Genomic DNA, 24,303 nt, shown 5'->3' with positions numbered 1-24,303 from the left:
CGAATCTCCTTTTTTTGGGCAAAAAAAGTCCCTCGCGCCGCTAAGGCACGATGCGAGGGGAAACAGTGGATGCTGGTTAGAGCGCTAGACGGGCAGCTCGAGTTGTTGCGCGAGGCGTTCGCGCACGTGCGGCGAGAGCGGCAAGTTCAGCGTCAAATTGGGTGTTGCCGATGGCGACAGCGTGCGGGCGAATTCCATGTTCACCACATAGGTGTGACCGCACTCGGGGCTGTTGCATTGGTACGTGACTTCGCGAAAAGTCAGTGACATTTCGCGGCTGCTGCGCGCGGTGGCGCGTGTGCGGCAGTGGGGGCAGCGGTTCAGGATTCGCATGACGACCTCCCTGGGCCGCATTCGCCATAGCCGCGACGGGCGCATTCACAGTGCACACCCACCTCGCCGAGCGTGGCGACGGCGTCGAGGTATTTGCGCGTAACGAGAACGAAGCCGACGGCAGCAACGAGCGTGTCAATTTTGTCGATGACAACTCCTTGCCCGCCGCTCAGGAAGCGGCTGACTTGCGAATCGTCCCAACCGAGTGCGGCTTGCACGTCTTGACGCTTCGGGCCGTGCAGCGCTTGGCGCAGCGATGGTTCAATGAGGGCAGGGCTCCGCATGGTTCAATGCCCTGCAATAGTATTTGAGTGCGCTTGCGCGTCCGAGCCGGTAAATTTGGCTTGGTACCGCTCAACGCCTTCGAGGTAGATCAGGCGCGCAACGCTAGAGGTTGATCTGTTAAGCGACGCGGAGAGTTCTTCGAGCTTGCGGCGCTCATCGGGCATGAGCCGCATGTAAACCGGCTTGCTCGACAGCACGCCTCGCGGTGAGCGAGTGATGGGGGGCTTTTTACGAAGCATGTCGTATACTTCCTGTCATTAACCTTGCACAACTGTAATGCTAGTACCCATTTGGGTACCTGTCAACGAATTTGGTGTCCAAATGGAATCTATTGGCGCGCGATTGCGGGAAGAGCGGCAACGGCTCCGGCTGAGCCAAGTTGAGCTTGCGACGCTGGGCGGCATTGGCAAGCAGGCGCAGCTCCGGTATGAGAAAGATGAGCGCCTGCCGGATGCCGCTTATCTCGCCTCGATCGAAACGGCCGGGGTCGACGTGCTCTATATCGTTACCGGGCGCCACAACACGTCCGACCTTTCCGCCGATGAGTCCGACCTTGTGCGGCGATATCGCGATGCACCTGAGGCCGTTCGTGCTGCTGCGCTTGGTGCACTTGCTGCGGGCACGGTGCCGAGCAAATTCCAGCAGGATTTCAGGGGCGCGAACGTTGGCCAGCAAGTGAGCGGCGACGTAACCGGCGCCTTCACGATCAACATGGGTTCAAGCAAGGCGCGTAAGAAGCAAAACAGCGAAAGCGACTGAGCGAACCACGCAATACGGCAGGACCAGCCGTAGGAGAACAAGAAGTCGATGGTGCAGAAGTTCACCGGGGAGGTCGGGCAGGTTGCCGGCCGAGATGTGAAGTCCAGTAACGCACAAGCCAACGTAAATATCCATCTCCATAGCGGAGAGGAATCGAAGCGATACATTAGCGATCGACAGCGGCGCGCGATTGCGGCGAAGGTCTTCGAGCTCGAAGAGAGGACTGGCGTCGAAAAGCTCATTGTGTATCGGCGTCTGATGACTTGTTTCAAGTTTCAGAGCATGGACGAGTTGCCACGAGACCTGTTTGAACGCGTAATGCGCTATCTCGACGGGTGGCTACGCAATGGAACAGCCGATCAGGCGGCGCCGCCGCCCGCGTTGTCGGAAGGCGGCGAGTCGATTCCAGCCGTCTCTTCGCCGATCGCTCCAGCACATCACCAACCCGGCTTCGCCACTTCGGTGCCGGCCGCCGCGCACTCCCCATTCGCGCCTTTGCCGAAACATACGATGCAAACCTCGTGGCTTCTTTTTTTCCTCGCCCTGATTGCGGCAATGGGCGTATTTGCCGCAGTCGCCTGGGTGGGGCATCGCTCGAGCCATGAGACCCAGCCCCAGACAGTCACCCCGACGCCGCATTGCGAATATGCGGGCACTCGCTACACGATAGGCAGCATCGTTCGGCAGGAAGGTCTCAGGCAGCGTTGCGCGGCGACGGGGAACCACCCAGCCGAATGGCAGCCGCTTGCTTCAGGCGGACGGGACTAGATATCGGATCAGCTCGAGAGCTACGCGGCCGGCGCCCCCCCCCCCGCGTCGAGCAAAGCTTTCTTTGAATTTGCTTTCTATTGTCTTTCGTACAGCTTTCGACGTGGGATAATGCGCGCCGTCCAACTAAGGAGACTGCGCAGTGCAATCCATCATCTTTTGTACGAGCTTCATCAAAGACGAGAAAGCATGGGACGAACGTTATTTGCGGTGGCTGAAGTACTACAACCGTTCGCCCGTTGCAGATGCAATGAAATTCATGATTGATGATGGATCGCCCTTCACGCCCCCTAGTGCGACTATCGAAACCGTCTCTCATACCGATCCGATTCGGTACTCGGCAGGCAGCAACGTTTTAGTTCGATTTCCGAACAATCTAGGCCGGCAAGGTGTGGCGGAGTATCCGGGTTGGTGGAGAAGCTTTTTCCACTCCATCGAAATTGCCCGTGCCGTTGGCGTGCAAAAAATCATCCATATCGAATCAGACGCCTACATCCTGAGCGAGAGATTGTTTGACTTCGTCAACGAGGTCGAATCCGGTTGGCATGTGCTTTGGGCGCAACGCTACGGCATGCCAGAAACGGCGATACAGGTCATTTGTCACGACCAGTTTGACGCCTTCGCCAGCTTCAAGGCGCAGGCAGCGGAAACGCCGGTTTCCGATATCGCGGAAAGAGTCCTGCCGTTCTCCGCTATCGACAAAAGATTCAAGGGCGATCGATACAGCGAATTCAAGCGCAATCGGGGGCCGTTTTTCAAGTCGCGAAAATTCAACGCCATCCCGCTATTTCAGAGCCAATTTTTTTGGGAGCCGATACCCGACGATGCCGACTTTGCAACGCAGGTTGTCATGAGGCAGAAAATCGCGCCGCTCCAGGCGCGTTGGCAACGCGGCCTCGCCGCTTGATGCAGTCAAGCGCCGAGGCCTTCGATTGACAGCATCGGCGCAGTTTCATCACTTGCCCGGCTTCCTGAAGTTTGAGCGATGCCGGGCGCTCGTCGGATCGTCGCGCACTTCTAGGTCGAGTTCGCACGTATAGCCCCCGTCACTCAGCTCGTGCCGCACCTTTTTCACGAGCCATGATTCGTTGTCTATATCGGGCTTGAACCCGTTGAGATAGACGGGCACTTCTGGGTATAGGTCGGGCCGGCCGAGCGCGAGCGTGTAACTCATGGTCGCCTGGCTTCGCTGCGTGCGGTTGAGTTCGGCCGTCGCAGCGGCGCGCGCCTCGGCCTCGGTCGGGTATGTCTCGGGCAAAACCTTCAGGCTGTGATTGTTCTCGCCGCCGACGACGACAGACTTGCGCTTCGCGCGCCCGGTCGCGTGATAGAACGCGCGCACGCCGGCATAGTTCTCGCGTTCTGATACGTGGTAGCGGTGCCGGTCGCCTTCGCGCCGCGTCAGCTCGATCGACGTGAGCGGCTTGCCGCTTACGCTCGTGCCGTGGCCGATCGGCATGAATAGCAGGTGCGAATCCTTCACATTCATCACGGCGTCGTATCGCTTCGCGACGCGCGTGAGAAACGACATATCCGACTCGTGCGTTTGGTCAATGTGCGCGATCACGACTTTCGCGAGCGCATCAGCTACGGCCGCCTTGAGGTTGTGCGCGCCGGCGATCTTGCGCACGATCGCGCCGATCGTCTCGCCGTGCCAGCTCTTTTCCTTTCGCTCGCTCATGGCGTTCGTCATCGAGGCAGATCGCGCCTGTAGGGTGATCGTGTCCGGTGCGCCGGCGTGTTCGACTTCGTTGATCGTAAAAGAGCCCTTGTCGACGAGGCCCGTGTCGGCCCATCCGATCGACACGCGCACGACTTCGCCGCGCTTCGGTATGGCGAGTTTGCCGTCTGAGTCGTCGAGCGTGAGCGTCAGCGTGTCGGCCTCTTCGCCGCGCGACTCGTCGATCGACAGGCTCACAAGGCGCGGCTCGATCTTGCTCGTCAGGTCTTTTCCGTTGAGCGTGATTTGATAGATCGGGGTCGGTTGCTTCATTGCGCCTCGTCCTTCGCCGGCTCGGTTTTCGTTTTCACGAGGCCATCGTCGACGCGCATGAGGCTCAACGTGAATTCGACGCGCCTGGGCGTGCCGTCCTTCTGGTGCAACGATTGCCCTTCGTCGAGGCCTTCGATGATGAATGCGCCGTACACATTGCCGGCGCCGTCGACGAGCGCAAAGGCGTCGCCGTCATCACCCATGCTGCGCAGCTCGGTAAGCGACGACAGCTTGCCGATACCCTGGTCTGGGGCAAACCATCCCGTCATGGTGATCGAGTCGTCGCCCTGGCCGGTGTATTGCCGCGCATCACGGCCGCCGACGCGCGGCGTGTTGCGATGCTTCCAGCTCGTTTTGCGTTGCAGCTCTTGATAGGCGAGGGTGGACAGGCTAAAAACAAACTGCCCGAGGGCCATCATCATTTCGATATCTCCAGTTAATCCGACAGGCGCGAGCTTGCGCGCGATGCCTTTTTGCGCTCGATTTGCTCGATCGCCTGGCGTACCTGATTCGCGATCTCCTTCGGGTCCGAGCCGGTGATGTGGAAAATGTATTGATCGCCGCCGCCCGCCGATGCCACGCCGTCCGCAATTCCGGCCGCCTGGCGCGCTTGCAGGGCCGGCCGGGTGTCAATGGCTACGCCGGGGCCGCCGGCGGCCTGTGCGGCCCCGGTCCCGCCGAACGAGGTCGCCGCGAGCGTCGCGAGGCCGATCGCCGCTTTCGCGATACGCCCTTGCTCGGCTTCCATGCCGATCGCGGCGCCTTGCGAGATGAATCCGCCCAGTTCGCCGAAAACACGCGACGGGCTATGAATGCCGAGCTTTTCCTTGAACCATGTGACGGTATTGCTCGCGACGTTGGTGATCGCTTCTTTCACCGTTCCGAGGCCGTTCGTGATGCCGTTGACGAGGCCTGAAATCAGATTCGAGCCAAACTCCGAAAACTTCGCCGGCATGTCGACGCCGAACCAGCGCAGCACGCCCGCGAATGCCTGATAAAACAGGCCGAGCGGGGACCAGTTGACGATGAGCGCGCCGATACCCGAAAGGCCGCCGGCGAACGCCTGTTGAATGTCGCCCCACAGTCCGGCGAAAAATGCCTTGATCGGCTCCCAGTATCGATAGATCAGATACGCGCCGACAGCGATCGCCGTGATCGCGAGGCCGATCGGGTTCATCAGCATCGCGCGGCCGGCGAGCATGGCAGAGCGGCCGAGGAATCGCCACGCGCCCGCCTGCATGGCGAGCACGCGCGAAAGGATGCCGCCTTGCATGCCGAGCGCCGTCATGCTGAATTTAACAAGCGCGAGCGGGCCGAGCACGCCGGCCAGCGCGATCGTAAACATGCCGCCGCCGACGAGCATCGCGGCGAGCGCGGCAAGCGTCACGAGCACGACTTGTGCGGCCGTGCTGTGCTCTTTCATGAAACCTGTGACGCTATCGAGCAGGCCGGCCGTGAGCGACAGGCCGGCGTTATAGATCGGCGAAACCTTCTGGCCGATTTCGAGCTTGAGGTCGCGGATTTTCGCGAGCGCTTCGAGTTCGCGGCCTTGCGTCATCTGGCTCGCCTTCTCGGCCCCTTCGTCGATGCCGTCAGCGCCGGCGTTGAGCCGTTCGTTTTTGTGGATTTGATCGCGCTGCATGTACATCGTCGTAAACAGGTTTGCAGCGGTGCGATTCGTGAAAATCGTTGCGATCGTGTCCTTGACTTTGTTCGGGTCGGTGATGCCCTTCGCGGCGAGCGAGGGAAGCAGCACCTTTTCCATCCATTCGAGCGGCGAGTTTTTCAGGATGTCGCTACCCTTGAGCGCTCCCGTCTTGAAGTGGTTGACCTGCCCCATCTTGTTGTACTCAACGCCGTCTTTCGAGATGAGGCCGAGGCCGACCAGCTCGCGCGCGGCCTTGACGGTCGTCTTGCCCTGGTAGACGTTGTTATAGGCCGACATAAGGCCCGTGCCGACAGCGTGCCCGCCCATTTCCTGAATAAGCGGCTCCATCTGGTAGAAAAATGCGTCCTTGCGCATCTGCTTCGCCGCGACGCCGCCGGTTTGAATGAACTGCATCCATTGATCGCCGCCGACTCGGCCGCCGGTCGCGGTAATCACCTTTTGCACCATGTTCGCTTCGTCCTTGAACGTCGCTTCGTCCTTGGTGCCGCCGCGCAGCTCGATCACCTTGAGCATATTCATAAACTTTTCTTCGTTCGCGTGCCCGTCCTCCGCGCCGAACAATGCTTCGTTGGTGAATTTCATTTTTGCGAGCGTCGGCATCACCATTTGCGCATGGTGCTCGTCGGCGAAAATCGTCAGCGAGTCGCGCATGAGCGTGAGGTTATCCGTCGTGCTCGTCCCCATTTGCTTCATCGCCTTCGCATACTTCACGGCGTCGGCCGTCGCGTGATCGCCCAGGCCGAGCGCCTTGATGCGCACGGCTTCGCTTTCGAAGGCCTTCGATTGATCGAGCGTTTCAGACAGGTCGCCGATGATGTGCGAGCCGGCCGCCTTCGCTGCATAGCCGGCGACGGCCATATTCGCCGCGGTGCCTTGCAGCTTGCCCATTTTCGCGCGCGCGCTGGCCATCGCCTTTTCGCGCTGCGTGAGCTGTTCGAGCTTCGACACTTGCCCGTCGATCGTGCCGCTCGTCGCGGCGATGCTCGCGCGCAGCTCGCGTTCATGCTGCGCGAGGTTGCGCGTATTGATGCCAGCGCCGCCGAGCTGCGTGCGCAGCTCGTTAAGGCTCAGGGTTTGCGCGCGGTGCGCGGTCGCGAGTTTCGCCGTCGCGCTTTTCGCCTTCTCAAAGTCGGCGATCATTTGACGGCTCGGCGGGCCGCTCGCGCGCAGGCCGGCGGCTAGTGCCTTGACGTGCGCGTTTGCGTCGGTCAATTCGCGCTTGGTGCGGTTGAGGCCGGCGGCCATTTCGCGGAACCCGGTAACGTCCTTATGCGCCTTCCGGAGTCGCGTGAGTTCGTCGCGCGACTCTTTCAGCGACTTTGCGAGGCCCTTGTTACCCGCCATGATGTTTTTGAGGGGCTTCGTCGCGCCGTCGATCATGTCGAACAGCACGCGCAATTTGAGGTCGCTACCGTTTGCCATCGTGTTCTATTCCGTTCCGCTTCGTGCTCGCGCGCGCTCGCGCCATTCGGCCAATTCCACGAGGGTAAAGTCGTGCATATCGCGAGGTGTCCAGCCCGTGAAAACCGTCGCGATATCGGCCATCGCTTCTTCGACCCTATCGGGTATGCCGTGCTCTACTGAGCACGCTTCGGCAACAAAAAACCGGCGAACACAACCCCCAATTGAACGAGGTCGGCCGGGTCGAGCTGCTGCACGTCGAATTCGGTGAGCGTCGGCGACGAGATGCGCGGCAATACCTTGCCGAGCGCGTCAACATCGAGGTTCACGAGCGCGTTAAGCGACGTGCCGCGCAGCTCGCCGGCGGCCGGCTTGCGCAGCGTGATTTCGGCGATCGACTGCCCGCCGTTGCGCTCGATCGGGTAGTCGAGCGTGACGGTGTTCGGCTTCGGTTGCGTCGCCGGCGCGATGCTGTCCGAGTGGCCGGGGCCGGTGATGCTGTGCGAGTGGCCGGCGTCGTTGATGTGGTGCGAGTGCATTGCGTGTTCGGTCATTTCGTTCTCTGTTGTGTTTCGGTGGTGTGCCCGGTACGTCGACCAGGCACGCGGGGCAGGGCAGCGCCGGCCGGTTACAGGCCGATCGCGTTGCGCAGCTCGGAAAGCAGGTCCGCGCCGTTGACCTTCTCGATCATGTTGATGAGGTCGATTTCGACGAGCGTTTCGCCATTGACGGACAGCTTGTAATAGCTGCACGAGGTCGAAACCTTGAACGAGGTATCGTCGCCGGGTTTCGCGCTTCCGAAGTCGAGTTCCTTGTGACGGCCGCGCACGACGATTTCAACGGCGTCGGGCTTCGCCGTGTCCTCGGCGCGGTATGCGCCGGCAAAGCGCAGTTGCACGCCGTCATGCGTGGTGATGCCGTATTGCGCGATAACCGAACGCATGAGGCCGCCGCACGTCCATTCGAGCGCGATCGCCTCTTGCCCTTGATCGATATCGATCGGACCATTCATGCCGCCGCCCCGATACGCTTCCATCTTTCGAGTCAGCTTCGGGGGCGTGACTTCGGCAACCTGTCCGACGAAATTCTCGCCGTTGTGAAACAGGTTGAACGCCTTGAGCTTTTTTGGCAGTGCCATGTTGTGTTGCTCCTGGTTAGGCCGAGATGCGCGAGGCGAAATCGGCGAGGTAACGGTCGGTGATGCGTTGGCGCAGCATCAGGTTCTCGATCGGCGGCACGGGCGTATAGTCGTAATCGATCGCGAGCTTGCCGGCCTTGAGCGAATCCTTGTCGTTCGCGCTTTCGTCGAACCATGCTTCGCCGCCGATGAGGTAGCCGTAGCGAATCAGCTCGCGGAATTTCGCATTGATGCTCTCGATCATGTCGCGCACGAGCGACGGGTGTAGATCCTTGTCGACATACAGCATGTGCGCCTCGGCCATCGTGTCGGCGAGCACTTGCGCGGTGCGCGTGTAGTTCTCGAACGCGAACAGCGGATCGTCCGAGCAGGTTCGCGACCCCCAAAAACGGTAACCTTTCGAGTTGATGAGCGTCGTCACCTGTTGCTCGTTCAGATAGCCCGCATCGGTCGCCGGGTCTTGCAAGTCCCAGAAAACATCGCGGCTGATACCCGTGACGCCGTTGACGCCGACATTCGAGAGCGTCTTGTGCCAGCCCGTTTCCTCGTCGATCTTGGCGCGCAGGCCCAGCGCGATCGCCGTCGCGTCAACCGTGTCGTATGCGTTCGTGCTCGTGTTCCAGCCCACGAAATCCGGCCACAGGACCATCATTTCGCGTTGGCTGAATTGCTTGCGATACGTGGTCGCCGCTTCCTTCGTTTCGCAGCCATTCGCCGACACATAGGCGAACCCGCGCAGCTTTTGCGCGAGCGTGCCGAATGCCGTCGCGACAGGTTGCGTGTCGAGGCCAGGCGCGCCGAGAATGCGCGGTTTGACGCCGAGGCGCGATTGCGCGGCGAGCAGTGCTTGCATGCCGGTAAAACGGCCGCTCGTGTCGGTCTTGCCGATCACGTTGCTCGTCGTCGCCGCGTCGTCGCTACCCTCTGCGACGCGCACGACGATCGTGACGGGCTTCGTTTGCGCCGAGATAGCGTCGAGCGAGCGCGCGAGCGTGCCCTTGTCGCCGGCCTTGCCGAGTGCCGCTTGTACGTTCGTCACGAGCACGGGCGTATCGAGCGGAAACATATCCTTGTCGGCATCGAGGCCGGTCGCCACGAGGCCGACAACGGCCGTGGATACGGTTTTAATCGGGCGCGTGCCTTCGTTGATCTCTAGAACGCGTACGCCGTGGTGGTAGTCAGTTGCCATGTGCAATCCTCGTTAGGGGCAGTGAAGGGCGGGGTGCAGCTCGCGACGCTTGCGGCGTTACGCGGGATCGGCCGGCGAGGCCTCGGGCGTTTCAGGGGTCGCCGGCTCGGGGAACGGTTGCGGGTCGATCGGCCAATGGACGACAGGCAGCGGGTCGCGCTCGAGAACGGCCGGCAGCTTGCTCGCGTATTCACTCCATACGCGGTATTCGTAGGATTCCCGCGGGGGCAGCGTGCCGGCCGCATAGGCCTCGGCCTTGCCGTCCGTGTATGACTTCGCCTTTGCCATGCGTGCTTCGAATTCGGCCATCACGGGGGCCGTTGCGACTTCGAACGAAATCGGATCGGCCGGCCACGTCACAACATCGGGGAAGCCGTCGCGCTGGATCGCGCGCACAAGGTCGAGCTGATACGTCGACCACGCGCGAAAGTAATAGGCCTCCTCTTGCGTGAGCAGGCCCGCCGCGAGCGCGTCGGATTTGCCGGCGTTCATGTCGCGGGCGCGCGCCATGCGCTTTTCAAACTCCGCCATCGCGGCCGATCGCGCGTTTGCGGCGACCACTTCGGGATTGAGCGCCCATGCGCCATCAATCCAGGCGTATTCGTCCGAGGGGCGGGGCGTGTCGGTCAATCCGGCCTCCGCCGGCGTCGTGCCGGCGGTGAGGATTTCGGCCGGCTCGCCGTTGTCCTGCCGGTAGAGAATCCGGCCGCGCCAGTCGGGCAGCAGCTTCCATGCGCCGTTGAGGTAGAACGGCCATTCGAGCGGGCCGCGTGCCGGCAGTTCGTCGGTCGTGCTGAATGCGGGCACGAGCCAGCGGCCGAGGTTGAGCGGGTCGGAGTCGGCCAGGTGGCTCGAAAGGTATTGGCCGGTCTGGGAGTCGTAGTTATGAATAAGCATGGTTTCGGGCCTTTAGAAAGCGCGGATCATTGCGAGCAGAGCGACGTTTCGCGGCCTTGCTTCGTTGCCGCCGTCCGCGTTGACGGTGATTGCGTGCGAGTGGTTGCCGCCCCCGCCGACGCCGATGTTGTGGCCGTGGGTGCCGTCGCCGTTGAGCCAGATGCCGACTCCGGCGCCGTAGGTCGCGAACGCATTGCCGCCCACGCCGAGGCGGGTGTTACCTCCGCCGGAAAATTCGCCGGTGCCGTTGCCGAGGTACGGACTACGGCCGCTTGATGAAATGTCGATCGCCGGGTGTGAGTGGCCCGGATCGTTGACGCCGTGGCCGTGCCAGCCCTGGGCGTCCGTCCATGCGCTGTGCGCGTGGTCGCCGACCCCGCTCGCGCTCGCGCCGTGGGCGTGACTGGCGTTCTGTCCGGCCTGCCACGAGCCAATGGCTCGGTTGGCATCAGTGCCGCGCCCATCGTCCAGACAGCGCAGGAATTCGCCGCGCAGCTCGGGGATTCGAAATGTCGTCGTGCCGTTGCCCGTCGAGAAGCAGCCGAAATTGTTCGCCGACCATTGCGCCTCGGTGACGATCGCGCCGCTCGCCTGTGCATACGCCCACAGTGCCGGATAGTCGACGCGGTTGAGCAGCGCGCCGTTTAGCTTGAGAAAGCCAGCTCGTGCGATGGTGCGCGCTTCAAAAACGATTTGGCCGACGAGCGCGCTAGTCACGGCAGCGAGAACCCATTCGGTTGTCGCGACTTTCTTCGACGCATCGGCCGCTGGCGGGGTCTGCGCGGTAATCAGGCCGCCCACGTCGAGCGCGCCGCGAAACCCGGCGTTACCCGTGCGCGTGTCGAACCAGTGCGAAAACTCGGATTTCGGCACGCTCATACCGTCGACACTCGGGCCGAGGCCAATACCGAACGACGAGCGCAGGGCGACATTGTTGATCGTGCTCGATGCGTTGTCGCCGTTGCCGGGGGCGAGCGTTGCGCCGCTACCGGGAGCCGACGCGAGGCGGATCGAATCGGTCGTGCTCACGCGGCCGGTGAAATCCGCGCCGGCGAGGTCGGCTTTCGCGTCGAGCCGCGGCTTGAGCGTCGCGGGCGTCACGGCTTTCGCCGCGTCCGCGCCGGCGTTGACTTCGGCTAGCGTCGCGAGCTGGATCACGCCTTGACGTTGCGCCGTCGCCGGCGGATTCGTGAAAGACGCGTCGCCGAAAACGAGCTGCGCGGCATCGATCGTCGCGAACTGCATATCGGCCGACAGCAACAGCAGCGCGTCAGGCGACTTTTCCATGATCGGTGTCGCTTGCCCATAGGCCGCGACGAGCACGCCGTTTTCGAGGTAAAGGCCGAACCCGTACAGCGTGAATTGATCGGCCGTATCGTCTTTTAACGTCACATGGATCGTGTCGGCCGCGACGTTCTCGCCGGCGAATGTCTTGATGCGTTTGCGCTCGCCGGGCAGCGCCTTCATTGCCTTGTCAGCTGCGAAAGGAGCGGTCGCGAGGCCGATTTCGACAACCTTGTGCGCGGTCGTGCCGTCATTGCCTTGAGCGACGAGCGCAGCGCGGCCAATGTCGGTAACGGTGATGAGGGTTCCGGCCATATTCAGGTATCCGAGAAAGAAAGACGGCGATACAAAGCGGGCCGCACGGCCGCCGCGACGCGCTGCACGGTTTGCATCGCAAAGCCCTGCGTAAAGGTGTAATGCGCCCGGACGGGCTTCGTGCGGTCGATTTCCGCGATGATGTCGGCGACAAATTCGGCAGTCGGTGCCTGCCCGTTGCGCGAGCTAACCGTGAGCACGACGTCGAACGTCCCAGACTTGCCGCGTGGCGTTTGCTCGAACCACTCGCGCAGCGCGATGTTTGCGCCGAACGCGGCGACAACTTGCCGAACGGCCGCCGCCGTGCCGTTCTTGCGCGCGATCGGGATCGCCGCCTTTACGCGGGCGCGCTTCGTTTGCTCGGGCCAGTAGTCTTTCCACGCGTCGACGCCGAGGTGCCACGCAAGCCACGGCAGCAGCGGCAGCGGGATCGCGTCAGGGTCCATCAGCACGGCGATCGGCGTCGGAATGTCACTGATTCGCGCGCCGACGCGCGCAAGGTTGCGCTCGGCCGTCGAGGAGTTCGGGGCGAGAAGGTCACTCATTGTTGTAAATGCCTCCATCGATCAGCTCGATCGCCGTGCAATAGGCCGCTTCCAGCTTCGACACGGGTATGTCGTCGGCCGGCTCGGCGAGGATCACCTTTTGCACGCCGGCAGGGCGCGCAGCGGCATAAATGCCGTCTTTCGTGATTTCCATTCCGAGCTTGTGCATTTCGTCGGCGTAGGCCTTGACGCGCTTGTTTGCCTCGGCGAGCGCGACAGTGCGATCGGGGCCGGCGAAGAAAACGAGCGTCGCGCGGATCGCGTATTGCTTGATCGTCGCGCTGCGTGTCGTTACGAGGTCCGTGAGCGGGCGCTTGTCATCGGCCGACAATGCGACGTCTACCTTGTCGAGCAGGTCTTGCGGGGCCGTGCCGTCGCCGATGCGTGACAGGACCGTAACGACGACTTCGCACGGCGCGGGGCTAACCGCAGAGGCATCGAGCACGCGGCCGTCAGCGTTGCGGGCGAGTGAGATATACGCCCCCTCGGGGCCGGCGACGGAAAACCCCTGCGGCGCGAGCTGCGTGCGCGCGCGCAGGTCGGTATCGTCCTCATATACGGCGTCGATATCGTTGGCCGGGTCGGCTTCGACGATCGTTTGCCGCTCGATCTCAAAGAACGCGGCGAGGTGTTCGAGGTCGGTGCCGCGCGCATAGGCCAGCATGACGGCGCGCGCAGCATCGTTGACGCGTTGGCGCAAAACGACTTCGCGATAGGCGTTTTCCTGCAGATGAATGTTCATCGGCTCGGATTCGAGCGCGAGCGCCGCCGCTACATCGGCCTGTTGATCGGCCGGGTAGAGCGATACGAGTTTCGCCTTGCGCTCGGCGAGCAGCTTTTCATAGTCGATCGTTTCGACGATATCCGGCGCCGGCAGGCGCGACAGGTCGATCGGGGTCGCGCTCATGCTGCACCCCCGTTCGTGAGCTGCACGCGCGTCGATACCGGCTCGCCGGTTTCCGTAGTCCAGCCTTCAAGGTCGACGTATTGCACGCCCTGGCCGACTTCGTTCGCCTCGGTCGCGAGCTGTACGCGCGTCAGGCGCAAGCGCGGCTCCCATCGCATGAGCGCCGTCGCGGTCGCGGCGTACAGGCGCACGCGCGTCGTGTCATTGTTCGGCGCGTCGATTAGCTCGGGCAGCTCGGAACCAAAATCACGACGCTTGATGCGCGAGCCGAGGGGCGTCGACAGAATCTTCGTGATCGACTGGCAAAGGTGGGCGAGGCCGGTCGTCGCGCGGCCGGTCGTTGCGTGCATTCCTTTCATTTGATCGGCTCACTCGTCGGGGCGTTCTCGCCCTGTGCTTGGTGTTTGTGTCCCGGCAGACTTACGCCTTGCGATTTCACTTCGCCCGTGAAGTCGGCCGCGCCTTCGATCTTCATCGTCGAGCCGCCGGCCCCGCCCTTGCCGGTCATGCCGGATTCGAACGCGAACGCGCCTTTAACCAGCAGTGCGCCGGTTACGGTCGTATTTTTTGCGTCGATCGTCATTTCCTCGGCTTCGACCGTCGCGGTTTTGGTCTGCACGTTGACCGCGCCCGGTGCCACGATCAGCACGGTCGCGCCGGCCGGCAGGTTGGCGGTGAGAGAGTGGGCGGCCATGTCGTATTCGACGAGCGCGCCGTCGCGGTACTTGCGTACATGCTTCGCCGGGTCGGTGCTCGGCGGGGGGAAATCGTCGGAATAGAACCCGCGCAGTGCTACTCCTTGCGTCGGGTCGCCGCTCGGGCAGAGCAGCATGACCCCTTCGCCGATCGAGGGCGCGAGCCACTCGATCGACTCGCCGGCGAAAGGGCTGAACCATTGAATCCAGTCGGTAGTTAAATCGCCGCTTTCCACACGGCATAGCGCGCCGTCGACGGCCGCGACCGTCCCTTTGCGGATACCGTTCAAAAATCGGCGTGAGGATTCGTTTGCGTTCATGGCCTCCATGTTGCCGAGCACGCACGCGCGAGTCATCACGCGGCGTTTGTTAGCGTGCCGGGTACAAACTTCGGGGGGCGAACGATTATTTTGTGAGGTGCTTGAGCACGAGGTCGCGGATCATGTCGCGATCGGCGTCGGAGAATCCGAGCAGCACGCGGGCCGGGTATTTGTACTTCGGGCCGCCCTTCGCGACGCGATCGCTTTCGCCGTATTGGTGGACGCGTGCCACGCGCGCCACGCGGCCGGCGAACCCGATCACGAGGCCGGCCGCATCAGAATCCGCGCGCATGTAGCGGGCTTGCCGCAGCTTCGCGAACATCGCCGCGCGCTTGATGCGGCCGGCCTTGTCGCGCAGGTGCTTTTTCGGGCGTGGCTTGCGCTTGTCGTACGCGGTGCCGTCCGGGTTGCGTTGCTGCGCGATGCGCGCGCGTTGACTGCGTTGCAGCTCGCGCGCAATCTCGCGCGTCACGGTGCGACGAGCGGCCGGCGCGAGCTGAGAGAGCAGCGCGCCGGCCCACGATTCGAGGGCGCTTAGTTCGTCCATCGCGACGGGTCGACCAATCCTTGCACGTCCCACTCGGGCACGGGTTCGTCGACGTGTGTGATTTTCTGAACGCCGGCGTCGTCGGTCGACACGAGCACGCTTTCGGTGAGCTTGAGCTTGATCGACAGGTCGACGGTCGTTTGCGTCAGTTGATCGGCTTCGAAAGAAATGCCGGCCTTGCGCAGCTCGTCGTTTGTGAGCAGATCGGATTGATTCGCGCGAACCCATTGCAGCAGCGCAGCGAACACGATATCGCCGTCGCCGGCGAAGTCGAGCAGCATCACATTGAGCGTATAGGCGTAGTCGAACGAGGTCGATTGTGCGCCCGTCGCGATGATGTTGCCGGCGTCGATAAACACGAGCAGCTTGTCGGGATCGGTCGCGAGCGCGGGCACGGCTGCCGTGAGCGCGCGGCGCAGGCTGTTCGCCTTATTCATGGCCGGCCTCGTCGGGCAGGGGGAGGCCTCGTGCCTGGCACGCCGCGATCATGTCGACGCGGGCAGCGCATTCGCCCCATGCGGCCTCGGTCACGTCGAGCGCTCGCCGCAGCTCGTCATTCGTGCGCGGGGCCGTCGCCGGCAGCGTGCAGCGCGTGACGGGCGCGCATTGCAGAAAGGTATTCGTCGGCTCCGGTGATCGCGGGGCGCTTGTACAGGCGCACAACATCGTCAGGCAAAGCGCCGTCAGCCCATGCGCGCAGCGTGTCGTTTTCATGCTTCAAGGCCTCAAAGTCGGAGTCGTATTGCGACAGCTCGGCCGCGATGCGTTGGCGCTTCGTTTCGAGCTGGGCGAGGTCGCGGGCGTTGTCGCGCGCCTTGGTCTGTAGGTCGGCGATCGTCGCGTCGCGCCGGTCGACCGCTTCTTGCGCCGTGCGCGCGGCGTCTTGCGCGTCGACCAGCTCGGCGCGCAAGGCCTTCACATAGAACCAGCCGGCGACGAGCGCGAGCACGACGAGCGCGATCGCGCCGAGGCGCACGGCGATCGCGTTCATGCCGCGGCCTTCGTCGGGGCGGCCGGCGTGGTCATGTCCGCATATCGCTCATACGCGCGGGCGAGCTTCACGTCGTACAGGTTGCGCGCGTAATCCGGGCCGTTGTAGCCCTTGGAGAACGCCGCCCACTTCCTACCCTTCAACGCGGAAAGCAAGGCCGTATCGGCCGCGATAAAGCGCACGAACGCGTCGAGGTGATCGCCTTCGCTGCGCTGCATGCGCGCGACAAAATCGTCGACGCTCGAATATTCCAGAGCTTGCCAGTGGTAGCCCATGATTTGAAACGCGCCCCAGCTCGCCGACTCGTGCGCGGCGTCGGCGTCTATGTGCTCGGCGATCGCAAGGCGCGTGAATTCGGCCGCCTTGCCCATGTATCCGCCGGCAGTGGGCGAAACGATGTTCGGATACTTCGCGGCGAGCGCGTCAACATCAAAGCCGCGTGCCTTGAGCCGTTTGTAAAACACATGGCGCTCGAACAGGATCACGGGCCGGCCATCGGGGAGAAAACCTTCGCCGCGTGATTCGACTTCGTTTATGGCGCGGATCGCGGCGATGGGCACGCCGAGCGTGTGGGCCGCTTTCGCGAGGTCAGCGTCGGTCAGGTGTTCCGACATGGCGAAGCCGGCAAGCAGAGCAGCCAACGTCTTGTTGCCGACAACGCCGTCGATTACGAGGCCGCACGCCTTCTGGAATGCCATGACCGCAGATTCGGTTGCATGGTCAAACACGTGCGTTTCCGGGGTCGGAAAGTCCGCGCGAGTGAGGCGTCTTTGCAGCAATGCCACTTCGTCGCCGGTGTCGCCTTTTCTCAGGATCATGTCATGCACTCCGCAGCAGGCGCGCAACGTTGCCACGCGCGCCAAAAATGAAAACAGCGAAAAGAACGGCGCGAGCCGCTTCGAAGTAGCCGACCGTGTTCGCATGCACGGCCAGTTCGATCGCCGAGCCGCCGAGCACGACGAGAAGCAGCCAGGCGACCCATGAAACGTGTTGACGATGCCGCGCGCCGTCGCGGCGATAGGCAAGGATGCGCAGCGCGGCGAGGCTGTACGCGATCAGTGCGATCAGTGCGAGGGGGTTGTGCATGGGTCAGCCCTTTCGAAACAGCGACAACAGGTCGAAAGACTTGATGCGCTCGATCAGTTGCAGGGTCACGGTAATCGCCAGTGCGGCAGCGAAGAAAGCGGCGACGCCGGTGCTCGTGATCGGCGTATGGCTCACCACATCAGGCGCGGCGAGGTAGCCGGCAATCAGCGAAATCACGAGATACGCGAAGCGCTTGCCGATCGACAGGTCTTTCGACGTGACAACGACGAGCGCCGCGCCCGTGAAAGCGCCGATCAGTGCATTGCCGTCGATGCCGGGAAACAGGCTTGCAAAGCCAATGCCGGCCGAGGCAGCGGCAATAGCGGTGGTGCTAGGTTCGGCCATATTGGCGGCTCCGGGTTAGTCGAAAAGGTTGACGAGCTGGACGGTTGATTGATCGTTCGGCGCGTCGGGCAGGTCGACCGCGAGGCCGAGCGGCAGCACGGGGCCGTAATCGGCGAGGCCGGCGTTTAGCTCTAGCGTCGCTTCGACGACGCTTTTCGTGCGGCCGAGGTAGCGGAAACATAGGGCGTCGACCGTATCGCCCTGTTGTGCATAGACGCGCATCAAATCAGCTCGATCGTTGTACGCGCGACGCCGCGCATGTCGTTGATTGCCTGCCGTGCGTTGCGTCGATCGGCGTCGATCGTCGTTTCGACTTCGGCCGCGTCGGCCGCGCCGGATTTCGTGCTATCGAAGTCGCGATATTTTTCGGTGAGGTCCGCACGCGCGAGGAAATAGACCGCGCGCCGGTAACGGGCGAGCTGCACGCTTTCGCCGCCGATTGCGTCGGCCGGCAGCTCGGCGAGTGAGGCGACGCCGGTTGCTTCGAGCTGCGCGCGCCACGCTTGCAGCTCGCGATTTACCTCGTCGATCGCGGCGATCGCGGCATCGCGCAGGCGTGCGGTAGTCACGGTGCCGACGAGACGCACGGCTTCGCGCATGTGCGCGAGGTCGATAGAGGGAAACCATGCGACGTTAGCGACGATCAGCTCGCCGGCCGGCGGGGCCGTTTCAGGCGTGAGGGTCGGGGCTTCGATCGCGTTGAATGTCGTCATGGTTTCAGCTCGGAAAAGGTGGGCGGTGGGCCGGCGTCGGATCGCGTTTCCGTCAGGTGTTGCGATCGTCAGCCGGCGCCGCCCAGGCCGGGGAGGGCTCTTTACGTGCGGCCGGCGGCGGTCTTACTGCGCGCCGGTCGCATTGCGGGCCTTTTCAAGCCGCGCAATGTCCTGTTTCACGCCGGCGCGCTCGTCGAGTTCGAGCGCGCGGCGCAGGTGTTCGAGTGCCGCCGGGAAGTCGCCGGCGCGCTCGGCCGTGTAGCCGATCGCCTTGTGCAGCTTCGCGCGCACCTGGTCGTGCATGTCGTGTGATGCGACGAGCTGCGCGACTTCGGCGAGTTGCGCGCCGTCGACGGCCGGCGAGCCATTTTTCTTGAACGATGAAAGCGAGGCCTCGGCGAACTCCTCAGCGATCGCGGTCGCGAGCGGCCGGTCGTATTGGTCGGGCAGCGTCATCCGGTGTTCGATCGCATACCGGGCGATTTCCAGCGCGCCGGCGTAGTCGCCCACGTCGACGCGCCAGATCATGACGGTCGTCAATACATCGTCCTGTGCGCCCCGCCCGCCGCTCAGTGCGCCAGAGACGTAATCGACATACTCGGGCAGCAGCTCGGCGCGCTTGACGTCGATCTTGCGTTCGATCGACGCGATCGACTTCAGGCGACGGCGATCGGTTGCGAGCTTCGCAAGCATCAGCTCGTAAGCGCTACCGATGAGCGTTTCACCCTGGCCGGCCGAGGCCGCCGCGAGCTGCGCGGATACGCGCTGAAAATGGCGTTGGGCGGGGCTAGTCATTACGCCCCCGTCGCGACGAGTTCGATCTTTTCGGCCATCGCGGCGCGGCCGAGGTCTTCGACGACATACGCATCGTTCGACGATTCGAAGTTCTCGATACGGTCGCGCTTCGCGTTGTCGACGATCGAGCGACGGCGGCCGCCGTCCTGATAGTAGATCGACAGATTGTCGAAACTCGTGACGAGCAGCGCATGAGCCGGGAAGAAAGGCACGGTCACGGCCGGCATGTTGCCGATACGCTTCTGGCTTTGGATCACGTCAGCGGCAAGCGTCTCGGTCGGTGCCTGCACGGTGTTCACGATCGGGAAATACTTGTCATGCAGCAGACCGCGACCGCAGAGCACGACGAGGCCCGTGTCGTCCTGGTGCCACGGGTCAATCATGTTCGCAACCAGATCGAACACAAGCGCGTCGAGGTTCGCATAGTCGCCGCCCTTGCCGACGGCAATCTTGCCGGCCGTCGCGCCGTGATCCATCACGCGTTGCGGTGCCTGTTCGCGCATGCGCTGCAGCCAGCCCTTATTGACGTCCTGCAACAGCGGGTTTTTCGTGCGGTCCGAGGTCTTGGCGCGCGTGACGCCGTTGAAGCCGATCGCGATGCGGTCGAGCGCTTGCCGGCGCACGATCACGTCGCGGATACGGTTCTGGAAGTCGGGAAATTTCGCCCATGCGTCCAGCAGCGCATAGGTCACATGCGAATCGAAGTTCGTTTGCGTGCAGTTGTAGCCGTTTTCGTCGAGGTCGGTCACGTCAACGGTTTCGCGATCCTTCTGAGTGGTGTCGGTCGTGCTCGCGATCGGACCGCCGACGCCGAGGCCGAGCTTTGCGCCCTGTTGCTCGGTCACGCCCATCACGTTGATTCGTTTCAGAAAGTCGCTCGATTCCTGAATGCGGGTCTCGAGCTTTTGTTGCACGCTCGGCGCGACGGCGAATTTTTCCGTCGCTCGTGCGATGCCGTTGAGCTGGGCGATCGCGGCAAGGTAGCCGTCATATGCCAGTCGGGTTTCGTTGCGCATGTGTTGTGTTCTCCGGGGCTATGAAAGGAAGTGACGCCGTTTAGCAGTCGGTCGTAATGGGCGCAGCGCCCACGCCGGTCGCGTGCGGCCGTTGCGGTTGGCCGTTGCCGGTGCTCGAGAGCAGCGTGTGCAGCTCGTCGAACGCTTTGCGATCGGCCTCGCGGGCCGCGCTCAGTTCGGCGACTTGCTTTTCGAGCTTCGCCATCGCCTCGGCTTGCGCCGCGCCGTGCGTCGCGGTCGCCTCGATCGCTTGCGACAGGTCGGCGAAACGCGTCTCGTCGCTCGCTTCCTTCTTCTTCGCTATGCCGAGCAGTTCTTTCACGCGGCCGAACAGGCTCGGCAGCGTCGGCGTATCCGGCGAAGCCTCGGGTTCAAACTCGATCACGGTTTCGTCGGCGACCGTGAAGAGATTCGACGGCGAAACCTTGCGGCCGGCGAACGGCGAGGCGGCCGGGTTTTGAGCTGCGAAAGAAAGTATCTCGGTTCCGAGGCTCGCGGGGCTATCCGTGACAGCCAGGCCGATCAGATACGCCTGTTTCGTGTCAGCGAAAGACGGGTCGATCTCGCACGAGGTGTAAATCTTCTGCTTCGCCTTCGTCAGCGCGACCAGCTCGGCGGTCGGTGCGATTCGCGCATAGAGGCCGAGTTTGCCGGCGAGCGGGCCGCTTTCGTCACGGGTTTCGAGCGCGAGCACGTCGCCGTATGCCTTGAACGGGCCGTCGGGCACGATGCCGCGATAGTGTTCGAGGTTGATGCGCGCCCCGTACAACTCCGGGTTGTAGCTCTTCGCCATCTGCGTAAGCCATTCGCGCGAAATGTTCCGGCCGTCGCTCGTCGCGCCTTCGACGGCAATGCGGAACATCTTGGAGTTCGCGAGCTTCGCCGCGTCGGCCGTCGAGCCGATCGCCATCGCGCCGAGGCCGGCCGCGCCAGCTATGCCGATGTTTTGAGCGTGCAGCAGGGAAAAGAGCGCGTCCACATTGAAAACGGTGCTCACGGCGGCCGTCGCCGCGTGTGCATCCAACGTGAAAGCAAACGCGATCGCCGCAATGGCGAGCGACATGAGCGACTGCTTGCGAGAGTGCATCGTTAGTTCTCCAACGGGTTTGGAAAGGGTTCAACGTGAGTTGATATCTTGCGTTTCCCGTCGCAATGGCTCAACGGTTGACGTTTGTTCGCGCGTTCGGCACTCACAGGCGGGCGTGCTTGCGCGCGCGCGACGCGGGAAACTTGCGGCCATGCTCGAAACAGCCGACATCAAACCCGCACTCGAATCGAATGCCGACCCTCGCCGGATAGCGCGCGCGCTTTACTGGCAGGGTTGGCGCGTCACGTCCATCGCGCGGCATATGGAGCTGAAACGCGCGACGGTAGAGGCATGGAAGCAGCGCGACGAGTGGGACAAGGCAGCGCCGATCGAGCGCATGGAATCGTCACTAGAAACCCGCTTTTGTGCGCTCATTGCCAAGCCGGTTAAAACCGGCAGCGATTACAAGGAAATCGACTTGCTCGGCCGGCAGGTCGAGCGGTTGGCGCGTGTGCGCAAATACGGCGAAACGGGGAAAGAGAGTGTTCTAAACCCGAACATCGAGGCGCGCAACAAAGCGCCACGCAAGGAAAAGGCCGGCCGTAACGAGTTCAGTGACGAGCAGGTTGCGCGACTGCACGAGGCGTTTCTTGATTGCCAGTTCGGCTATCAAAAGGTGTGGTATCGCAACGGCGACAAGCGCACGCGCAACATTCTCAAGTCGCGGCAGATCGGCGCAACGTTCTATTTCGGGCGCGAAGCGCTGGACGATGCCTTGCAGACCGGCCGGAACCAGATTTTTCTATCGGCCAGCAAGGCGCAGGCGCACGTTTTCAAGCAGTACATTTGCCAGTTCGCGCGCGAGGCCGCAGACGTTGAATTGACGGGCGAGCCGATCATCTTGCCGAGCCGCAGGCCCGAGATTCCCGAGGCGATTCTTTACTTCCTCGGCACGAACGCAAAGACGGCGCAGAGCTATCACGGCAACTTCTATTTCGATGAATATTTTTGGGTGAGCGGCTTTCGTGACTTGCAAAAGGTCGCGTCAGGCATGGCGATGCACAAGAAATGGCGTAAGACGTATTTCTCTACGCCGTCGAGCATCAGTCACCCGGCCTATACGTTTTGGAGTGGCGAGCACTTCAACAGAGGCCGCGCAAAGGCCGATCACATTCATCTCGATATCTCGCACAGCGCGCTCGGCCGCGGCCGGTTTTGCGAGGATTTGCAGTGGCGTCAGATCGTCACGGTCGAGGATGCGCTTGCCGGCGGTTGTGACCTGTTCGATATCGACGAGCTGCGCCTTGAATACAGCGCGCAGGATTACGCGAATCTGTTGATGTGTCAGTTTATCGACGATAGCGCGTCGATCTTTCCACTGGCCGAGCTGCAACGTTGCATGGTCGACTCGTGGGAAGCATGGGCCGACGAATTCAGGCCACTCGCGCCGCGCCCTTTCGGTTTCCGGCCGGTATGGGTCGGCTATGACCCCGCGCTTTCCGGCGACTCGGCGGGCCTTGTCGTTGTCGCCCCGCCGGCGGTGCCGGGGGGCAAGTTTCGCGTTCTGCACAAGTGCCAGTTTCGCGGCATGGACTTCGAAGGGCAGGCCGAGGCGATTCGCCAGATCACAAAGCAATTCAACGTCGAATATATGTCGATCGACACGACAGGTATCGGCCAGGGCGTTTACCAGCTCGTTAAGCAGTTCTACCCGAGCGCGGTCGCGCTCAACTACTCGCCCGAAATCAAGGGCCGGCTCGTGCTCAAGGGCTTGTCGGTGATCGGCAAGGGTCGGCTCGAATTCGATGCCGGCTGGACGGACCTCGCGCAATCCTTCATGGCGATTCGAAAGACCATGACGGCGAGCGGCCGAAAGGTCACATACGAGGCGAGCCGCAGCGAGGAAACAGGCCACGCCGATCTAGCCTGGGCGTGCCTGCACGCGCTCGATAACGAGCCGCTAGAGGGCGTGACCGCAAACAATACCGGCTTTATGGAGATCTCATGAGCAAGCGCACGCGCACCTTTCACGCTTCGAGCACGACGCCGGCGGCCCCGTCGACGCCGGCAAGGGCAGAGGCCTTCACGTTCGACGATCCTGTGCCCGTCATGGATCGCGGCGAAATTCTCGATTACGTACAGTCATGGGCGGCCGGCAAGTGGTACGAGCCGCCCGTGTCATGGTCGGCCCTTGCCAAGTCGTTTCGCGCGGGCGTGCATCACAGCTCGGCGATTTACTTCAAGCGCAACGTGATCGCGTCGACGTTCATCCCTCACAAACTGCTATCGCGCGACGAGTTCGGCAAACTCGCGCTCGATTACATGGTGTTCGGGAACACCTACGCCGAGGAAAAGCGCAACCGGCTCGGCGGGTTGCTCGCGATCAAGCGCGCGCCGGCGAAATACATGCGCCGGTCGACGGACCTGCAAGGCTTCTTCCAGATCGACGGCTTTCAGGTCGAACACGAGTTCGCGGCCGGCTCGGTGCATCACTTGATGGAGCCAGACATTAATCAGGAGGTGTACGGCTTGCCCGAGTACCTGGGCGCACTGCACGCGGCATGGCTCAATGAGTCGTCGACACTGTTTCGCCGGCGCTACTACGAAAACGGCTCGCATGCCGGGTTCATTCTCTACATGACGGACGCGGCGCAGAGTCAAAGCGATGTCGACAAGCTGCGCGAGGCGTTGAAAAGCAGCAAGGGACCCGGCAATTTCCGAAACCTGTTCATGTACGCGCCGAACGGAAAGAAAGACGGCATTCAGCTCATTCCCGTGTCAGAGGTCACGGCGAAAGACGAGTTCTTCAATATCAAGAATGTCACGCGCGACGACTTGCTCGCGGCGCATCGTATCCCGCCTCAGCTCATGGGGATCGTGCCGAGCAATACAGGCGGATTCGGCGCGGCCGACAAGGCGGCAGAGGTGTTCGGCCTGAATGAAATCGCGCCCCTGCAACGGCGCTTCGAACAGCTCAACGAATGGATCGGCGAAGAGGTTGTGCAGTTCGCACCGTACTCAGCGGGAGCGTCACGGAACGCGTCGTCATGACGCGACTGCGTGGACTCTCGAGTGATAGGGCATCTGCCGTCGGTGCGCGTAGGCTGTCTGCCCTTGTCACATCGTTGCGAATTTCTGGAAGCTCCGACGACTCCCATCGACCCAGAGTGTGTGGAAACACCAACTTTTTCCGGAGGTGAGCGGTAGGCAATCAGATCGATCGAGTTCGATACGCCGAATTTGCGCTAATCGGACGTCGCGAGTACAACAAAGCCCCTCGGGGCT

At 62.5% G+C, this 24,303-nt stretch carries 33 protein-coding genes; 5 read left to right on the top strand and 28 right to left on the bottom strand.

Going from position 1 to position 24,303, the window contains the following annotated elements; genetic code table 11:
* Positions 1-84: 84 nt before the first annotated feature.
* Genes AB4Y36_RS39350 through AB4Y36_RS39340 form a run of 3 tightly spaced genes read right to left on the bottom strand, consistent with a single transcriptional unit; the run spans position 85 to position 857 of the window.
* Positions 85-333, bottom strand: coding sequence for an ogr/Delta-like zinc finger family protein (locus AB4Y36_RS39350; RefSeq protein WP_028206598.1), 249 nt, complete (start codon positions 331-333; stop codon positions 85-87).
* The gene (locus AB4Y36_RS39345) at positions 321-617 is read right to left on the bottom strand and encodes a hypothetical protein (protein ID WP_035514218.1); all 297 of its coding nucleotides are present in this window, start codon (positions 615-617) and stop codon (positions 321-323) included. The genes AB4Y36_RS39350 and AB4Y36_RS39345 overlap by 13 nt, the downstream gene beginning before the upstream one ends.
* Positions 618-620: 3 nt before the next feature.
* Positions 621-857 (bottom strand): hypothetical protein, encoded by a 237-nt coding sequence (locus tag AB4Y36_RS39340; protein WP_368685823.1) that lies wholly within the window; start codon positions 855-857, stop codon positions 621-623.
* An 82-nt stretch (positions 858-939) separates the two neighbouring features.
* Between AB4Y36_RS39340 and AB4Y36_RS39335 the strand changes: the two genes are divergently transcribed.
* From AB4Y36_RS39335 to AB4Y36_RS39325, 3 genes are all read left to right on the top strand, one after another.
* Positions 940-1,377, top strand: coding sequence for a transcriptional regulator (locus AB4Y36_RS39335; protein WP_368685822.1), 438 nt, complete (start codon positions 940-942; stop codon positions 1,375-1,377).
* A 48-nt stretch (positions 1,378-1,425) separates the two neighbouring features.
* Complete coding sequence (locus tag AB4Y36_RS39330) at positions 1,426-2,145, top strand: alpha/beta hydrolase (protein WP_368685821.1); 720 nt, start codon at positions 1,426-1,428, stop codon at positions 2,143-2,145.
* Positions 2,146-2,287: 142 nt separating this feature from the next.
* Entirely contained in the window at positions 2,288-3,052 is a 765-nt protein-coding gene (locus AB4Y36_RS39325; protein ID WP_368685820.1) for a hypothetical protein, read from the top strand.
* A 48-nt stretch (positions 3,053-3,100) separates the two neighbouring features.
* Here the strand turns inward: AB4Y36_RS39325 and AB4Y36_RS39320 are convergent, their stop codons facing one another.
* The 25 genes from AB4Y36_RS39320 to AB4Y36_RS39200 form a co-directional block, all read right to left on the bottom strand.
* Positions 3,101-4,138 carry a phage late control D family protein gene (locus AB4Y36_RS39320; protein WP_368685819.1) on the bottom strand — a complete coding sequence of 346 codons (1,038 nt, stop codon included), beginning with the start codon at positions 4,136-4,138 and terminating at the stop codon, positions 3,101-3,103.
* Positions 4,135-4,560: a phage tail protein gene (locus AB4Y36_RS39315; protein ID WP_368685818.1), complete on the bottom strand. Its 426-nt coding sequence runs from the start codon at positions 4,558-4,560 to the stop codon at positions 4,135-4,137. The genes AB4Y36_RS39320 and AB4Y36_RS39315 overlap by 4 nt, the downstream gene beginning before the upstream one ends.
* 14 nt (positions 4,561-4,574) lie before the next feature.
* Positions 4,575-7,229, bottom strand: coding sequence for a phage tail tape measure protein (locus tag AB4Y36_RS39310; RefSeq protein WP_368685817.1), 2,655 nt, complete (start codon positions 7,227-7,229; stop codon positions 4,575-4,577).
* 6 nt (positions 7,230-7,235) lie between these two features.
* A complete protein-coding gene (locus AB4Y36_RS39305) occupies positions 7,236-7,352 on the bottom strand; it encodes a GpE family phage tail protein (protein WP_028206605.1) in 117 nt (38 codons plus the stop codon).
* A gap of 32 nt (positions 7,353-7,384) precedes the next feature.
* Positions 7,385-7,762 (bottom strand): phage tail assembly protein, encoded by a 378-nt coding sequence (locus AB4Y36_RS39300; protein WP_368685816.1) that lies wholly within the window; start codon positions 7,760-7,762, stop codon positions 7,385-7,387.
* A 74-nt stretch (positions 7,763-7,836) separates the two neighbouring features.
* Entirely contained in the window at positions 7,837-8,346 is a 510-nt protein-coding gene (locus AB4Y36_RS39295; protein WP_028206607.1) for a phage major tail tube protein, read from the bottom strand.
* 16 nt (positions 8,347-8,362) lie between these two features.
* On the bottom strand, positions 8,363-9,535 hold the full coding sequence (locus tag AB4Y36_RS39290) for a phage tail sheath protein (protein ID WP_368685815.1): 1,173 nt from the start codon (positions 9,533-9,535) through the stop codon (positions 8,363-8,365).
* A 57-nt stretch (positions 9,536-9,592) separates the two neighbouring features.
* Positions 9,593-10,432 carry a tail fiber assembly protein gene (locus AB4Y36_RS39285; RefSeq protein ID WP_368685814.1) on the bottom strand — a complete coding sequence of 280 codons (840 nt, stop codon included), beginning with the start codon at positions 10,430-10,432 and terminating at the stop codon, positions 9,593-9,595.
* A 12-nt stretch (positions 10,433-10,444) separates the two neighbouring features.
* Positions 10,445-12,031, bottom strand: a complete 1,587-nt coding sequence (locus AB4Y36_RS39280; protein ID WP_368685813.1) for a tail fiber protein — start codon at positions 12,029-12,031, stop codon at positions 10,445-10,447.
* A 2-nt stretch (positions 12,032-12,033) separates the two neighbouring features.
* Complete coding sequence (locus AB4Y36_RS39275) at positions 12,034-12,576, bottom strand: phage tail protein I (protein WP_368685812.1); 543 nt, start codon at positions 12,574-12,576, stop codon at positions 12,034-12,036.
* A complete protein-coding gene (locus AB4Y36_RS39270; RefSeq protein ID WP_368685811.1) occupies positions 12,569-13,483 on the bottom strand; it encodes a baseplate J/gp47 family protein in 915 nt (304 codons plus the stop codon). The genes AB4Y36_RS39275 and AB4Y36_RS39270 overlap by 8 nt, the downstream gene beginning before the upstream one ends.
* On the bottom strand, positions 13,480-13,842 hold the full coding sequence (locus tag AB4Y36_RS39265; RefSeq protein WP_368661974.1) for a GPW/gp25 family protein: 363 nt from the start codon (positions 13,840-13,842) through the stop codon (positions 13,480-13,482). Before AB4Y36_RS39265 ends, AB4Y36_RS39270 begins: the two co-directional genes overlap by 4 nt.
* Entirely contained in the window at positions 13,839-14,498 is a 660-nt protein-coding gene (locus tag AB4Y36_RS39260) for a phage baseplate assembly protein V (RefSeq protein ID WP_368685833.1), read from the bottom strand. Before AB4Y36_RS39260 ends, AB4Y36_RS39265 begins: the two co-directional genes overlap by 4 nt.
* Positions 14,499-14,583: 85 nt before the next feature.
* On the bottom strand, positions 14,584-15,045 hold the full coding sequence (locus AB4Y36_RS39255; RefSeq protein WP_368685810.1) for a phage virion morphogenesis protein: 462 nt from the start codon (positions 15,043-15,045) through the stop codon (positions 14,584-14,586).
* Entirely contained in the window at positions 15,033-15,482 is a 450-nt protein-coding gene (locus tag AB4Y36_RS39250) for a phage tail protein (RefSeq protein ID WP_368685809.1), read from the bottom strand. The genes AB4Y36_RS39255 and AB4Y36_RS39250 overlap by 13 nt, the downstream gene beginning before the upstream one ends.
* Positions 15,475-15,711, bottom strand: coding sequence for an Rz1-like lysis system protein LysC (gene lysC / locus AB4Y36_RS39245; RefSeq protein WP_368685808.1), 237 nt, complete (start codon positions 15,709-15,711; stop codon positions 15,475-15,477). Before lysC ends, AB4Y36_RS39250 begins: the two co-directional genes overlap by 8 nt.
* Entirely contained in the window at positions 15,599-16,036 is a 438-nt protein-coding gene (gene lysB / locus AB4Y36_RS39240) for an Rz-like lysis system protein LysB (RefSeq protein WP_368685807.1), read from the bottom strand. Before lysB ends, lysC begins: the two co-directional genes overlap by 113 nt.
* Complete coding sequence (locus tag AB4Y36_RS39235; RefSeq protein WP_368685806.1) at positions 16,033-16,854, bottom strand: N-acetylmuramidase domain-containing protein; 822 nt, start codon at positions 16,852-16,854, stop codon at positions 16,033-16,035. Before AB4Y36_RS39235 ends, lysB begins: the two co-directional genes overlap by 4 nt.
* A 1-nt stretch (position 16,855) precedes the next feature.
* On the bottom strand, positions 16,856-17,122 hold the full coding sequence (locus AB4Y36_RS39230; RefSeq protein ID WP_368661981.1) for a phage holin family protein: 267 nt from the start codon (positions 17,120-17,122) through the stop codon (positions 16,856-16,858).
* A 3-nt stretch (positions 17,123-17,125) separates the two neighbouring features.
* Positions 17,126-17,467, bottom strand: coding sequence for a putative holin (locus tag AB4Y36_RS39225; RefSeq protein ID WP_368685805.1), 342 nt, complete (start codon positions 17,465-17,467; stop codon positions 17,126-17,128).
* 15 nt (positions 17,468-17,482) lie between these two features.
* A complete protein-coding gene (locus AB4Y36_RS39220) occupies positions 17,483-17,689 on the bottom strand; it encodes a tail protein X (protein ID WP_028206620.1) in 207 nt (68 codons plus the stop codon).
* Positions 17,689-18,180 carry a head completion/stabilization protein gene (locus tag AB4Y36_RS39215; RefSeq protein WP_368685804.1) on the bottom strand — a complete coding sequence of 164 codons (492 nt, stop codon included), beginning with the start codon at positions 18,178-18,180 and terminating at the stop codon, positions 17,689-17,691. The genes AB4Y36_RS39220 and AB4Y36_RS39215 overlap by 1 nt, the downstream gene beginning before the upstream one ends.
* Before the next feature lie 123 nt (positions 18,181-18,303).
* Positions 18,304-18,975 (bottom strand): phage terminase small subunit, encoded by a 672-nt coding sequence (gene gpM / locus AB4Y36_RS39210; RefSeq protein ID WP_368685803.1) that lies wholly within the window; start codon positions 18,973-18,975, stop codon positions 18,304-18,306.
* A complete protein-coding gene (locus AB4Y36_RS39205) occupies positions 18,975-19,991 on the bottom strand; it encodes a phage major capsid protein, P2 family (RefSeq protein WP_368685802.1) in 1,017 nt (338 codons plus the stop codon). The genes gpM and AB4Y36_RS39205 overlap by 1 nt, the downstream gene beginning before the upstream one ends.
* A 40-nt stretch (positions 19,992-20,031) precedes the next feature.
* Complete coding sequence (locus AB4Y36_RS39200; RefSeq protein ID WP_368685801.1) at positions 20,032-21,078, bottom strand: GPO family capsid scaffolding protein; 1,047 nt, start codon at positions 21,076-21,078, stop codon at positions 20,032-20,034.
* Between the two features lie 151 nt (positions 21,079-21,229).
* Here AB4Y36_RS39200 and AB4Y36_RS39195 point away from each other — a divergent pair, with 151 nt between their 5' ends.
* Together AB4Y36_RS39195 and AB4Y36_RS39190 are read left to right on the top strand one after the other, a co-directional pair.
* The gene (locus AB4Y36_RS39195) at positions 21,230-23,026 is read left to right on the top strand and encodes a terminase ATPase subunit family protein (protein ID WP_368685800.1); all 1,797 of its coding nucleotides are present in this window, start codon (positions 21,230-21,232) and stop codon (positions 23,024-23,026) included.
* A complete protein-coding gene (locus AB4Y36_RS39190; protein ID WP_368685799.1) occupies positions 23,023-24,069 on the top strand; it encodes a phage portal protein in 1,047 nt (348 codons plus the stop codon). The genes AB4Y36_RS39195 and AB4Y36_RS39190 overlap by 4 nt, the downstream gene beginning before the upstream one ends.
* Positions 24,070-24,303 lie beyond the last annotated feature (234 nt).

The sequence above is a fragment of the Paraburkholderia sp. BR10936 genome, from assembly GCF_040965735.1.
GTDB lineage: Bacteria > Pseudomonadota > Gammaproteobacteria > Burkholderiales > Burkholderiaceae > Paraburkholderia > Paraburkholderia nodosa_A.
This window is presented reverse-complemented; position numbering and strand designations above follow the sequence as displayed.